Origin of the sequence: Micromonospora chokoriensis (assembly GCF_900091505.1) — a bacterium.
In the GTDB taxonomy this organism is placed as follows: domain Bacteria; phylum Actinomycetota; class Actinomycetes; order Mycobacteriales; family Micromonosporaceae; genus Micromonospora; species Micromonospora chokoriensis.
This window is the reverse complement of the sequence record NZ_LT607409.1, coordinates 290,691-303,850: the sequence shown is the minus strand read 5'-3', so window position 1 is coordinate 303,850 and position 13,160 is coordinate 290,691. Positions and strand designations below refer to the sequence as shown.

The 13,160-nt window shown below is 70.4% G+C and carries 13 protein-coding genes; all 13 read left to right on the top strand.

What is annotated here, in order from left to right; translation table 11 throughout:
- Positions 1-667: 667 nt before the first annotated feature.
- Positions 668-1,411 (top strand): DUF5753 domain-containing protein, encoded by a 744-nt coding sequence (locus GA0070612_RS01385; RefSeq protein WP_088991194.1) that lies wholly within the window; start codon positions 668-670, stop codon positions 1,409-1,411.
- On the top strand, positions 1,402-1,596 hold the full coding sequence (locus tag GA0070612_RS01380; RefSeq protein WP_088986252.1) for a DUF397 domain-containing protein: 195 nt from the start codon (positions 1,402-1,404) through the stop codon (positions 1,594-1,596). The genes GA0070612_RS01385 and GA0070612_RS01380 overlap by 10 nt, the downstream gene beginning before the upstream one ends.
- A gap of 445 nt (positions 1,597-2,041) precedes the next feature.
- Positions 2,042-3,226: a polyamine ABC transporter substrate-binding protein gene (locus tag GA0070612_RS01375; RefSeq protein WP_088986251.1), complete on the top strand. Its 1,185-nt coding sequence runs from the start codon at positions 2,042-2,044 to the stop codon at positions 3,224-3,226.
- A 5-nt stretch (positions 3,227-3,231) separates the two neighbouring features.
- Positions 3,232-4,329, top strand: coding sequence for an ABC transporter ATP-binding protein (locus GA0070612_RS01370; protein ID WP_088991193.1), 1,098 nt, complete (start codon positions 3,232-3,234; stop codon positions 4,327-4,329).
- On the top strand, positions 4,326-5,183 hold the full coding sequence (locus GA0070612_RS01365) for an ABC transporter permease (protein ID WP_197699289.1): 858 nt from the start codon (positions 4,326-4,328) through the stop codon (positions 5,181-5,183). The genes GA0070612_RS01370 and GA0070612_RS01365 overlap by 4 nt, the downstream gene beginning before the upstream one ends.
- Positions 5,180-5,995: an ABC transporter permease gene (locus tag GA0070612_RS01360; RefSeq protein WP_088986250.1), complete on the top strand. Its 816-nt coding sequence runs from the start codon at positions 5,180-5,182 to the stop codon at positions 5,993-5,995. Before GA0070612_RS01365 ends, GA0070612_RS01360 begins: the two co-directional genes overlap by 4 nt.
- 268 nt (positions 5,996-6,263) lie before the next feature.
- Positions 6,264-7,046 (top strand): G5 domain-containing protein, encoded by a 783-nt coding sequence (locus GA0070612_RS01355; RefSeq protein WP_231924580.1) that lies wholly within the window; start codon positions 6,264-6,266, stop codon positions 7,044-7,046.
- A 195-nt stretch (positions 7,047-7,241) separates the two neighbouring features.
- Positions 7,242-8,111: a DUF559 domain-containing protein gene (locus GA0070612_RS01350; protein WP_231924428.1), complete on the top strand. Its 870-nt coding sequence runs from the start codon at positions 7,242-7,244 to the stop codon at positions 8,109-8,111.
- Positions 8,112-8,504: 393 nt separating this feature from the next.
- Entirely contained in the window at positions 8,505-9,170 is a 666-nt protein-coding gene (locus tag GA0070612_RS01345) for a response regulator transcription factor (protein WP_088986247.1), read from the top strand.
- Entirely contained in the window at positions 9,167-10,231 is a 1,065-nt protein-coding gene (locus GA0070612_RS01340) for a sensor histidine kinase (RefSeq protein WP_231924427.1), read from the top strand. The genes GA0070612_RS01345 and GA0070612_RS01340 overlap by 4 nt, the downstream gene beginning before the upstream one ends.
- A gap of 70 nt (positions 10,232-10,301) precedes the next feature.
- Complete coding sequence (locus GA0070612_RS01335) at positions 10,302-11,327, top strand: threonine ammonia-lyase (RefSeq protein WP_088986246.1); 1,026 nt, start codon at positions 10,302-10,304, stop codon at positions 11,325-11,327.
- On the top strand, positions 11,324-12,454 hold the full coding sequence (locus GA0070612_RS01330; protein WP_088986245.1) for a D-alanine--D-alanine ligase family protein: 1,131 nt from the start codon (positions 11,324-11,326) through the stop codon (positions 12,452-12,454). The genes GA0070612_RS01335 and GA0070612_RS01330 overlap by 4 nt, the downstream gene beginning before the upstream one ends.
- Entirely contained in the window at positions 12,451-13,128 is a 678-nt protein-coding gene (locus GA0070612_RS01325) for a M15 family metallopeptidase (RefSeq protein ID WP_088986244.1), read from the top strand. Before GA0070612_RS01330 ends, GA0070612_RS01325 begins: the two co-directional genes overlap by 4 nt.
- The last annotated feature ends 32 nt before the right edge of the window (positions 13,129-13,160 follow it).

The following is a 13,160-nucleotide window of genomic DNA, read 5'->3' as shown; positions in this document are numbered from 1 at the left end:
CGCCCCTTCGGGCTGCGCGCGCCTCCTTCGGGCTGCGCGCGCCTCCTTCGGGCTGCGCGCGCCTCCTTCGGGCTGCGCGCGCCTCCTTCGGGCTGCGCGCGCCTCCTTCGGGCTGCGCGCGCCTCCTTCGGGCTGCGCGCGCCTCCTTCGGTGTTGATCAAGAGGTTTGCGTCAAGAACGCGCCGGTCTTTGACCGAAACCTCTTGATCAACAGGCGTGGGCGGGGTGAGGGCGGGGCGGGGTGGGGTTGGGTTGGGCGGGGTGATCCACACCTGATCGGCGATGTGGCGGTGTCGGGAACGGTTGATACCGCCTTATCGGCGACGCGGAGTGGATCGGCCGCCACGGGTGGCGGGAAGGTGGAGTGGATCGGCCGCCACGGCTGGCGGTCAGGTGGTGTGGGTCGGTCGTCACGGGCGGCGGCGACGTGAGTGTGGATCGGTCGCAGGGGTGCGGCGGCCTGGCTGGGGACGTTGGTGGGGCACCTTCGGAGCGTTCGGTGGGCGTTCTGGAAGCGCGCCGACATGTCTGACCGCCACACGCCGGTAGACCGCAGACATCGCCACGCAGCGTGGTTACCATCCGCCGCAACGTGCATCGAGCGAAGTCACGGTGTACGCCTGGCGGGCGGGAGGCTCCAGTGGCGAACGAGGCGTTGCGGGTGGCGATGGCCGAGGCGGGGGAGACTGTCGAATCGCTGGCGGAGAAGGTTCGCGTCCACCCCAAGACGACCGCGCGGTGGCTTGCCGTGGGGCACATCCCGCATCCGCGTACCCGGGTCGCGGTGGCCAAGATCCTGTGCCGGGACGCGGCCGACCTCTGGCCGGAGCCGTTCCGTCGCCGTGACCTGCCGTGGTTCCGACCGTGGGCCGAGCTCGAACAGGATGCCATCGGCATTCGGTGGTACGAGCCGCTGCTGGTACCGGGCCTGCTGCAAACCGAGGGGTACGCCCGCGCGGTGCTGGGCACCGGTGGTTTGCTCCCGCCGTCCGAGGTGGATCTGATCGTCGCGAGCCGGCTCGAACGGCAGGCGGTCCTCGGCCGCGATGCCCCGCCGCAGCTCGTTACGGTGATCGACGAGGTGGTGCTGCGCCGGCTGGTCGGCGACCCCGCCGTGATGTCCGGGCAGTTGACCCACCTGGCGGCGGTCGCCGAGTGGGAGCACGTGCAGGTCCGGGTCATCCCGGCCGACAGTCCGTGGCACACCGGCCTGGCCGGCCCCTTCGTGCTGGGCCGCCTGCCCGACGGGACGGAATTGGCGTATCTCGACAACCAGCTCCGCGGTCAGATCGTGACCGATCCCGTCGACGTCGCTAGCCTGGGACACAGGTGGGAGAGCGTCACCGGTGAGGCGTTACCCCAACGCCGGTCGATCGAGCTGATCAGGGAAGTGGCCACGACATGGACATGACCGAAGCCCGCTGGCGCACCGCTACCCGCAGCAGCAACAACGGGGGTGCCTGCGTCGAGGTGGCCGACAACCTGCCCGGCCAGGTGCTGGTGCGCGACAGCAAGGACCGCGACGGCGGCACCCTGGCCTTCGCGCCGGCCGCCTGGTCGTCCTTCGTCAAGGATGTCCGCCGGCGCGACCACTGAGCCCTGACCGCCTGCCCCGCCGCTGATCGCTGGCCGCCTGGCCGCCTGGCCATATGCCCGGCCGCTGAGCCCTGACCGGCTGCTGATGCCTGACCGCCTGCCCGACCGCTGTTGCCTGACCGCCTGACCGGCTGCTGATGCCTGCCCGCCTGCCCGACCGCTGTTGCCCGGCCGCCTGCCCGACAGCTGATCCACTCGGGTTCACGGAAGGCGCGGTATCACGTCGCGCGGATGGCCCGGTTTCCCGGAAGGCGAGTCGATCAAGCCCAAGGGAGGCGAGTCGATCAAGCCCTGGGTGGACCGAGCCCGCGCGGGGAGGCGAGCGGATCGTGCTGAGCGTGATGGGCGGCTGCACGGGCGGTGATGCGCTGGCCCCGATGCTCTTCTGGCGCTGCGGGTTTGTCATCGTGTCAGGCGTCCACGGCACCGACCCTGAGGAAAACTGATGCGCGCGCCCCTCCGGCCCCTCTCCCGGCGTGGACTACTCACCGGCACTCTGGGCACGGTTGCCCTGCTCACCACGGGCGGCAGCCTCGCCGGCTGCGGCACCGAGGGCGCCCAGCAGACCGAGGCCGGCTGCGTCAGCGAGGACCTGTCCGGCACGGAGAAGAAGCTCGCCTTCTCCAACTGGCCGCAGTACCTGGACGTGGACGAGAGCGACGAGTCCAAGCGGCCGAGCCTGGACGAGTTCGTCGCGGAGACCGGCATCAAGGTCACCTACACCGAGGACATCAACGACAACAACGAGTTCTTCGGCAAGGTACGGAACCAGCTCGCCGCCTGTCAGAGCATCGACCGGGACATCATCGTGCTGAGCGACTGGATGGCGGCCCGGATGGCCCGGCTGGGCTGGGTCCAGAAGCTCGACCCGGCGAGGATCCCGAACGTACGGGCCAACCTGCTCCCGTCGCTGCTCGACCGCTCCTTCGACACCGAGAACCGGATCTCCATCCCGTGGCAGTCCGGCCTGGCCGGATTGGCGTACAACGGCAATGTCACGAAGGAGCTGCGGACCGTCGACGAGTTGCTCACCCGCCCCGACCTCAAGGGGCGGGTGACGGCGCTCAGCGAGATGCGCGACACCATGGGCCTCCTGCTCGCCTCGAACGGGCACGACCCGGCGAACTTCACTCCCGCCCAGTTCGACGACGCGTTGCACAAGCTCAGGAAGGCCGTCGAGTCCGGGCAGATCCGCAGGTTCACCGGCAACGACTACGCGCCGGAGCTGGCCAAGGGTGACATCGCCGCGTGTATCGGCTGGTCCGGCGACGTCATCCAGCTCGCCAGCGCGGACGAGAAGGTCAGGTTCGTCGCGCCCGACTCCGGTGTGATGCTCTACAGCGACGACATGTTGGTGCCCAACAAGGCCACCCACAGGGCCAACGCCGAGCAATTGATCAACTACTACTACGAGCCGGCGGTGGCCGCGAAGCTCGCCGCGTACGTCAACTACATCTGCCCGGTCCGGGGCGCCCAGGCCGAGATGGAGAAGATCGACCCCGAGTTGGCGGCCAACCCGCTGATCTTCCCCGACGAGGCGCTGCTGTCGAGGTCCACGGTGTTCATGACCCTGGACGAGAAGCAGGAGAAGGAGTACGAGGGCACGTTCCAGCAGGTCATCGGAGCGTGACGCGGATGGCGCGTGAGACTCCGGCCGGTGACCTGCGACTGGCCGACCTGACCAAGCGGTTCGGCGCCCGTACCGCTGTCGACGCCCTCGACCTGACGATCCCCCAGGGCTCCTTCTTCGCGCTGCTCGGGCCCTCCGGCTGCGGCAAGACCACCACCCTGCGGATGATCGCCGGTCTGGAGGAGCCGACCAGCGGCCAGGTGCTGCTCGGTGACCGGGACATCGCCCGGCTGCGGCCGCACCAGCGACCGGTCAACACCGTCTTTCAGAGCTACGCGCTCTTCCCGCACCTCGACGTCTTCGAGAACGTGGCCTTCGGGCTGCGTCGACGCGGCATCCGCTCGGTGGACGACGAGGTCAACCGGATGCTGTCGCTGGTGCAGCTCGACGGTTACGGCAGTCGCCGTCCCGCCGAGCTGTCCGGCGGTCAGCAGCAACGGGTCGCGCTGGTCCGTGCGCTGGTCAACCGGCCGCAGGTGCTGCTCCTGGACGAGCCGTTGGGCGCGCTCGACCTGAAGCTGCGGCGGCAGATGCAGATCGAGCTGAAGCGCATCCAGACCGAGGTCGGCATCACCTTCGTGCACGTCACGCACGACCAGGAGGAGGCCATGACCATGGCGGACACGGTCGCGGTGATGAACGCCGGCCGGATCGAACAGCTCGGCGCACCCGCCGACCTGTACGAGTTCCCCGCCACCGCGTTCGTCGCGAACTTCCTCGGCCAGTCCAACCTGCTCGCCGGCGAGGCCACCGGCGTCAGCGGCGGCGACGTCGCGGTGACGGCGCACGGCGCGCGCTTCTCGGTGCCCGTCGGCCGCTCACGGGCCGACCACGGGCCGGTCCAGCTGGGGGTACGCCCGGAGAAACTGCACCTGGTCGGCTCCGCCGCCCAGGTGCCCGTGGGGCATCAACACGTCACCGGGGTGGTCACCGACGCCTCCTACGTGGGGGTCAGCACGCAGTACCTGTTGCGTACCGGCTGGGGCGCCGAGCTGTCGGTGTTCGTGGCGAACAGTGGAACGTCGACGCGGGTGGCGGTCGGCGGGGCGGCCGTGGCGCACTGGGATCCACGGCACGCGTTCCTGCTGCCCGCGTCGTCGTGACCCGGCTGACGCGGCGGCGGCTCCTGCCGTACCTCCTGTTGCTGCCTGGCGTGGCCTGGCTGCTGGTGTTCTTCGCGGTGCCGCTGGCGCAGCTCGCGGCGGCCAGCCTCTACGACCCCGACGGCTCGCTCACCACCGGGTACGCGATGACCTGGGCGTTCGGCAACTACTCCGACGTGGTGCAGGCGTACTGGCCGCAGTTCCTCCGCTCGTTCGGTTACGCCGGGTTGGCTCTGGTGCTGGCGGTGCTGCTGGGCTACCCGCTGGCGTACGCGATTGCGGTGAAGGCCGGCCGGTGGAGGAACCTGCTGCTGGTGTGCGTGGTCGCACCGATGTTCACCAGCTTCCTGGTCCGCACGCTGGCCTGGAAAACGATCCTGTCGGACAACGGGACGCTCGTCGGTCTGCTGCGTGACGCGCACCTGCTCGCACCGGACGGCCGGCTGTTGGCGACCCCGTTCGCTGTGGTGCTCGGGCTCACGTACACCTTTCTGCCGTTCCTGGTGCTGCCGCTGTACGCGAGCCTGGAGCGGTTGGATCTCCGAATGCTGGAGGCGGCCGGCGACCTGTACGCGAGCCCGGCGGCGGCGTTCCGTCGGGTGACACTGCCGCTGTCCAGGCCCGGTCTGGTCGCCGGGACGCTGTTGTTCTTCATCCCGGCCAGCGGTGACTACATCAACGCGGAGCTGCTCGGCACCCCGAACGAATACATGATCGGCAACGTCGTCGACTCGGCGTTCCTGGTCCGGCTGGACTATCCGCAGGGCGCCGCGTTGTCGGTCCTCCTGATGGCGGCGATCCTCGCGGTGGTGGTCGGATATCTCCGTAGGGCAGGCCGGGAGGAGGTGCGGTGAGGTTCGCGCGGTGGCTGGCCGACCGTTGGGTGCTGATCGTGGCGCTGCTGGTGCTCGGTTACCTGGCGCTGCCGAACCTGGTGGTGGCGGCGCTCTCGTTCAACCGCCCGTCGAACCGGCTGTCCTACGACTTCAACGAGTTCACTGTGGACAATTGGCGTCGGCCGTGTGCCACCTCGGACATGTGCGACGCGGTGGTCCGCAGTGTGCAGATCGGGTTCCTCGCCACTGTCGTCGCCACAGTGCTCGGCACCCTGATGGCGTTCGCGCTGGTCCGGCACCGCTTCCGAGGCAGGGCCGGGGTCAACCTGCTGGTCTTCCTGTCGCTGGCCACCCCGGAGCTGGTGATGGGCACATCGCTCCTGGCGCTGTTCGTGTCCGCCGGGGTGCCGCAGGGCTTCTGGACCGTCGTGATCTCGCACGTCGTGTTCTGCGTGTCGTTCGTGGTGGTCACCGTGAAGGCCCGGCTGGCCGGGATGGACCGGCGGCTGGAGGAGGCGGCGATGGACCTCTACGCCACCGAGTGGCAGACCTTCCGGCGGATCACCCTGCCACTGGTGCTGCCCGGCATCGTGGCCGCCGCGCTGTTGGCCTTCTCGCTGAGCTTCGACGACTTCATCGTCACGAACTTCAACGCGGGCACCACTGTCACCTTCCCGATGTACGTGTGGGGCGCCGCCCAGCGTGGCATCCCACCGCAGGTCAACGTCATCGGCACCGCGATGTTCGCGCTCGCGCTGCTGCTGGTGGGGCTCACGTCGCTACGCGGCCGACGGACGGCACGGGTCGCTCGGACGCCGACGCCCCGTTGACCCCCTGCTGACGGCATTTCGACACCTTCCCGGCCGTCCGTCGACTGTCGAGCGTGTGAGGGCGTGGCGCGCGCGGATTTGCGAGGCTTGTTGGCAAATGCAGCCGCACGATCGGCCCTGGCCGACCGGCCTGGAGGTTTGCCGCAGGTGACGTCTCGTCGTCCGGGGAGGCGCCCACGGATCATCGGTGCGAAGCGAACGGCGCAGGTGACGAGCGCGACGGATGATATTGCGCACGGTGTTTGCGACGACACTCATCGCCGTGACGATGCAACCACCACAGAACCCGGGCCCGCCGTACCCGTCGTCGTTCGGTCAGGCGCCCCGCCCGAACTGGTTCCGTCGGGCCAGCCCCGCCCGCCGGACCGCCGTGATCCTCGGCTCGGTGACCCTGTCGATCCTGCTGCTCTGCTGCACCGGCACCGCCATCATCGGCGCGCTGGCCGGCGAGCCGGAGCCGACCAGGACCGGCACGGCCGCCGAGCAGGCGCAGCAGCCGATCGTGGCGGCGTCCGCCGACCCGGCCGAGGAGTCTCCCGCCCCGGTCACCGAGCCGGCCACCACCCCAACTGCCGCTCCAGAAGCCGTCGCACCCCCGGCGACGGCCTCGCCGACCCCGTCGGACGCCGCGACAGCGCCGGTCGTGAAGGTGACGACCGAGACGGAGCAGGCCACCGTCCGGTACGCCGAGAAGACCGTCAAGGACGCGTCACTGGCCGAGGGCAAGCGGGTCGTGCGGACCAAGGGCGTCAACGGGGTGCGGACCCTGACGTACGAGGTGACCACCACGAACGGGGTGCGGACGTCCAGGAAGCTGGTCAAGTCCACTGTGACGAAGCAGCCGGTGACCCAGGTCGTCGCGGTCGGCACCAAGAAGCCGCAGTCGTCGACGTGCGACCCGAACTACAGCGGCTGTGTCCCGATCGCCAGCGACGTCGACTGCGCGGGCGGCAGCGGCAACGGACCCGCCTACGTCAGCGGCCCCATCCGCGTCATCGGCAGCGACATCTACGACCTGGACCGCGACGGCGACGGCACAGCCTGCGACTGACCCAGCCCCGCCGCCCCGTTACGCGTCGATCATGGAGTTGTGGTTGGTGATAGCTCCGTATTTGAGGCTTTTATGGGGCACCACAACTCCATGATCGACGGGTAACAGGGGGCGGGGCTAGCACGGGTGGGGAGACTTTGGGGGTTGTGCACAGGGCTTGTGGTTATCCACAGGGCGCTGGGTTCGGGTCGATAGTTGGTTGGCTGGTGCCGCAGATTCTGTGGCATGTACCGATATTCGGAGCTGCTCGCGGCCGGCCTCAGCCGGCAGCAGGTTCGGACGCTGACTGAGCTGTCTGACCTGCACCGGCTGTCGCGGGGTGTCTACGCGCCATCGACTGATCTGGCAGCACACCTGCCGGCGATCCTCCGACGGCTGCCCGCCACCGCCGTCGTCGGCTTTCAGACTGGCGCGCAACTGCATGGCTTCGGCGATGCGCGCAGCCCCGACGTGCACGTGGTCGTGCCGGCTGGGGAGAACGTCCCGCACATCCGGGGCGTGATCGCCCACGAGGCGGTGCTGCCCGTACGCGATCCAATGCTGCTGGCCGGAGTGCCCTGCGCGCCCGCCGCCAGATGTGCGGTGGACCTCGCGCGATCGATGCGCCGGATGGACGTGATGCCGCTGCTGGACCTCTGTCTCCGCGTAGGCGCCTGCGAGGCTGAGGAGCTGCGGATCGAGGTCGCTCGACACAAACGCCTCCGTGGGGTCTGTCAGGCTCGCGATCTCGTGCGACGTGCCGACCCCCGTGCGGAATGCCGACAGGAGAGCCAGCTCCGACTGGTGCTGGTCGACGGCGGTCTGCCGCCGCCGGAGCCGCAGCTCTGGGTCCGAGACAGCAGCGGGACACCGCTCTACCGCATCGATCTCGGCTATCGGCACCAACGTGTCGGCGTCGAGTACGACGGCTCGTCTCACCTGGACCGCGCCCGCCTCCGGCACGATCGTTCCCGATCGAACTGGCTCGCCGCGAACGGCTGGCAAATGCGCCACTTCACGGACCTGGACCTCTACCGCCGCCCCGCCCACATCATCAAAACCCTGCTCCCCCTCCTCCGCCCCTAAAGCCCCACCCACCCCACCCCACCCACCCCACCCACCCCACCCCACCCCCACCCCCACCCCCACCCCAACCCCCACCCCCACCCGGTCGATCATGGAGTTGTGGTGCCGTACCAATCGGGCAAAGCCACGCGTAACGTCAACCACAACTCCATGATCGACACGTAAGGCGGGGTGAGGGGGCTTCGTGACGGGGCTCACTCACCGTTGGGCGGGCGTGGGGACAAGCGGGCGCAGGTGGCACGGGACGGGGACGAACCCGGCGGCCACCTGGGTCACGACGACTTGTCCCTGGGGCAATGCCGTGGACGATGGCTGTCGACGGGTGCTTACAGAACCCTTAACCCGGGCCTGACACGGTATGCCGGGTAAGCGGAACTCGGGGGAGCGGACGACGTGCGGGTGCTGGTGGCGGACGACGAGCGGTTGTTGGCGGACACGGTGGCCCAAGGGCTGCGCCGCCTGTCAATGGCCGTGGACGTCTGCTACGACGGTGACGGTGCGTTGGAGCGGATCGGGGTGAACCGGTACGACGTCGCGGTGCTGGACCGGGACATGCCCGGGCACACCGGTGACGAGGTGTGCCGCAGCATCACCGACGCCCAGGTCGGCACGCGGGTGCTGCTGCTGACCGCGGCGGCCGGCATCCGCGACCGGGTGGAGGGTCTCGGCCTCGGCGCGGACGACTACCTCACCAAGCCGTTCGCCTTCGCCGAACTGGTCGCCCGGGTTCAGGCCCTCGGCCGCCGGTCCACGCCGGCGCTGCCACCGGTGCTCGCCCAGGAGGGCCTGGTGCTCGACGTGGGTCGGCACACGGCCACCCGGGACGGCCGCCCGCTCGCGCTCAGCCCGAAGGAGTTCGCGGTGCTGCACGTGCTGCTGCGCGCGGACGGCCAGGTCGTCAGTGCCGAGGATCTGCTGGAGCAGGCCTGGGACGAGTTCGCCGACCCGTTCACCAACGCGGTACGGGTCACCGTGATGACCCTGCGCAAGAAGCTCGGCGACCCGGCGATCATCCACACCGTTCCGAAGGCCGGCTACCGCATCGGTGGATCGGCGTGACCTGGACGCCCCGACGTCGGGTGTTGCTGGTGGGTCTGCTGGCGCTGCTGGCCGGGCCGACGCTGCCCGCCTTCGGCAAGTGGCTGGCGACGATGACCTGGATCAGGGGGCAGCAGTTCTGCGACCTGCCGATACCGGGGCTGTACACGCTCTGCGCGGAAGCACGCCCGGGGGCGTCCGTGCTGCCCCTGGTGGCCGTCCTGCTCGTGACGGTGGCCGCGCTCGTGGGGGTCTGGCTCGGCGCGGTGTGGTGCCTGCGTCCGGTCCGTGACCTGACCGGCCCCATCGAGCATCTCGGCCCGCAGAACCTCGGTCACCGGATCCGACCCCGGGGCAACGACGAGCTGGCCCAGCTGTCCCGGGCGATCGACGCGATGATGGAACGCATCTCCGCCGGGTACGACGGCCAGCGGCGATTCGCCGCCAACGCCTCGCACGAGTTGCGTACGCCCCTCGCCGTGCAGCGGACGCTCATCGAGGTCGGCATGGCCCAAGCGCTCAGCGGCGAGCAGTTGGAGTTGCTGACCAGCCAACTGCTGGAGACCAACGAGCGCAACGAGCGGCTGATCGAGGGTCTGCTCGCGCTCAGCGAGAGCGACCAGGGCCTGCGGTCGCGGATACCGCAGCGGCTCGACACGATCGTCGAGGCGGTGCTCGCCGGCTACCAGGACCGCGCCCGCGAGGCCGAGGTCACCATCGACACCTACCTCACGCCCCGGGTCGTCGTCGGCGAACGGGTGCTGCTGGAGCGCCTGGTCACCAACCTCGTGGAGAACGGGATCAAGTACAACCGGCGCGGCGGCTCGCTCACCGTCACGGTGGGCGACGAACCCGCGCTGTCCGTGGTCAACACCGGTCAGCCCGTGCCGGCCGAAGCGGTGGCCGGTCTCTTCGAGCCGTTCCGCCGGCTGGCCCGGGACCGCACCTCGCAGGGCGGTGGCGCCGGCCTGGGCCTGGCCATCGCCCGCTCGATCACCCAGGCGCACGACGGCATCATCGCGGCCCGGCCCGCCGAGCACGGCGGCCTGAGAGTCGACGTCCGACTACCCAACCCGCACTGACGCTTCCACCACACCGCTCGGGTCCGCGTACCGCTGGACCCCACCTGCGGCGTGCCCGAAAGGAGAAACGATGTCACGCACCGTTGGCCAGGTCCGGGTCGATGTCGGGGAGGCCGCCGACTGGCTCGCCGGCCGGGTGGTCCGCACCCCCGTGCTGCGGTCCCCGGTGATCGACGATCTGGTCGGGGCGCGGATTTTGCTGAAGGCGGAGAACCTCCAGAACGGCGGCTCGTACAAGATGCGGGGCGCGCTGCGGGCGGTGGGTCGGCTCGCCGCGGACGGCCACACCGGTGTGATCGCGCAGAGCACCGGGAACCACGCGATCGCGGTGGCGTTGGCGGCCCGGGAACACGGGCTCGCGGCGACAGTGGTGCTGCCGGTCGACGCGGCGCCGACGAAGGTCGACCGGGCCCGCGCGGCGGGGGCGCGTGTGGTGCTCGCCGGCACCGACGTCGAGGAACGGGTGGCGACGGCCAACTGCCTCAGCGACGAGAGCGGTCACCCGGTCGTCGACGCGTACGACCACCCGGACGTCATCGCCGGGCAGGGCACGGCCAGCCTGGAGCTGATCGAGGAGGCCGAGCGCGCGGGCACACCACTGGACGCGCTCGTCGTACCCGTCGGTGGTGGTGGTGGGGTGGCCGGCGCGTGCCTGGCCGCGGCCGGCAGAGACATCGAGGTGTACGGCGTGGAGCCGGTGGGTTGTGACTCGCTCGCCCGCAGCCTGGCGGCCGGTGTGCGCGTCCCGGTCGCGCCGGCGCCCACGATCGCGGACGGGCTACGGCCGTCCTGCGTGGGTGAGCTGCCGTTCGCCATCGTGCGCGACGCGCTGCGCGGGGTCGTCCGGGTCGACGACGACGAGATCGGCGCGGCGTTCCGGCTGATCCTGACGGAGTTCAAGGTGGTGGCCGAGCCGTCCGGCGCGGCGGGTTTGGCCGGTGCGCTCCGGCTCTCCGGCGACGCGGACGTCGGCTTCGGCCGGCGGCGGACGGTCGGCGTGGTGCTGACCGGCGGGAACGTCGAGGCGTCGCTCCTGGCGCGGTTGGTGGTCCAACGGCCGATCGCCGTGACGGCGGCGGAAGGGGTGGCGGCGTGAGTGCGCCCGTTCGGATCGGCATCCTGTTCGGCGGTCCGTCTGCGGAGCACGAGGTGTCCTGCGCGTCCGCGCTCGGGGTGGCCCGGGCGCTCGCCGGCAGCGGTTACCGCACGGTCGCCATCGGCGTCACCCGCAGCGGCGGGTTCCGGCTGATGCCCGACTCGGTGCTTGCCGAGTTGCGCGACCGGCCGGCCGGCGAACGGGCCATCGACGACCACCTGGTGGTGACCGGCCCGGCCGTCGAGCTGCGGAGTGGCCCGTGCCCGGGGATCGTGCAGGTGGCCGCCGGCAACGCACCCGGTGCCGTGCACGCCGAGCTGGACGTGGTCTTCCCGGTGCTGCACGGGCCGTTCGGTGAGGACGGTGTGGTGCAGGGGCTGTTGGAGTCGCTGAACGTGCCGTACGTCGGCTGCGGCATCCTCGCCTCCGCGGTGGGCATGAACAAGGTGGCGATGAAGCGGGCGCTGCGGGCCGAGGGCATCCCGGTCACGCCGTACGTCGCCTTCGACTCGCACACCTACCGGGCCGCCGAGGACCCGGAGGACCTGGTCGTCGGGCTGCGCCGGCCACTGTTCGTCAAACCGGCCAGCATGGGTTCCTCGATCGGCATCACCCGGGTCGACGATGGCGACGACCTGGCCGCGGCCGTGGAGGAGGCACTCCGCCACGACCAGCTCGTCATCGTCGAGCAGGGAGTCACCGGTCGTGAGCTGGAGTGCGCGGTGCTCGGCGGTTCGCGCCCCGAGGCGTCGGCGGTCGGTGAGGTGCGGGTCGCCGGCGGCTGGTTCGACTACCGGCAGAAGTACTTCGGCGACACCGACCCGATGATCGTTCCCGCCGTCCTGCCGGACGAGGTGACCGAGCTGATCCGTGACCTGTCACTGCGCGCGTTCGCCGCGATCGGTGGGTGGGGCCTGGCCCGTGTCGACTTCTTCTACGACGAGACGACCGGTTCGGTGTACGTCAACGAACTGAACACCATGCCCGGCTTCACCGCGCACTCGATGTACCCGAAGGTGTGGGCCGCTGTCGGTGTCGGGTACCGGGAGGTGGTGGACCGACTCGTGGAGCTGGCCCGCGTCCGGCACGCCGGGCGGCCCGTCCTGACGGCGGGGAGCGTCCGATGATCCTGCTCTCCGATCCCCGGGTGGCCGCCGTACCCAGCTCCGACGACGGCGACCCGCTGCTCGACCTGCGGGCGCTGCCCGAGTTGCGCCTCGACGGCCGCGCGGCCGACCCCGCCGGGGCGTACGCCCGACTGCGCGCCGGGGTCGTGGACCGGCTGCTGGCCGCGCAGCGGGCCCTGCCCGCAGGCCTGCGTCTGTTGGTGGTCGAGGGTTACCGGCCGTACCAGTCGCAGCTGGCGATCTTCACCGGTTACCGCGACGAACTGCGTCGCCGGCACCCGGACTGGTCCCCGGAGCGACTGCACCGCGAGACCACCAAGTTCGTCTCACCGGTCGAGGTGGCCCCGCACAGCACGGGCGGGGCCGTCGACCTGACACTGTGCACCGACGACGGCGTGGAGCTGGACCTGGGCACGGCCATCGACGCCACCCCGGAGGACAGCGCCGACGCCTGCTTCACCGACGCGCCCACCATCAGCGCTACCGCCCGCCGAAACCGGCAGATCATGGTGGACGCCCTCGGCGGCGCGGGGATGGTGAACTACCCGACCGAGTGGTGGCACTGGTCGTACGGGGACCGTTACTGGGCGCTGATCACCGGGGCGCCGCGCACCCGGTACGGGCCGGTGGACCTGACCGTCGCGAGATCGGTTCCCGTGCCGGCTGAACGGTAGGCCCGTCCCGTCCGTACCAGGCGGTGACGGAA

Coding starts and splice junctions, on each gene's coding strand:
- GA0070612_RS01385 (WP_088991194.1), top strand. CDS start 668: ATGGCCGAGGCGGGGGAGACTGTCGAATCGCTGGCGGAGAAGGTTCGC.
- GA0070612_RS01380 (WP_088986252.1), top strand. CDS start 1,402: ATGGACATGACCGAAGCCCGCTGGCGCACCGCTACCCGCAGCAGCAAC.
- GA0070612_RS01375 (WP_088986251.1), top strand. CDS start 2,042: ATGCGCGCGCCCCTCCGGCCCCTCTCCCGGCGTGGACTACTCACCGGC.
- GA0070612_RS01370 (WP_088991193.1), top strand. CDS start 3,232: ATGGCGCGTGAGACTCCGGCCGGTGACCTGCGACTGGCCGACCTGACC.
- GA0070612_RS01355 (WP_231924580.1), top strand. CDS start 6,264: ATGCAACCACCACAGAACCCGGGCCCGCCGTACCCGTCGTCGTTCGGT.
- GA0070612_RS01335 (WP_088986246.1), top strand. CDS start 10,302: ATGTCACGCACCGTTGGCCAGGTCCGGGTCGATGTCGGGGAGGCCGCC.
- GA0070612_RS01325 (WP_088986244.1), top strand. CDS start 12,451: ATGATCCTGCTCTCCGATCCCCGGGTGGCCGCCGTACCCAGCTCCGAC.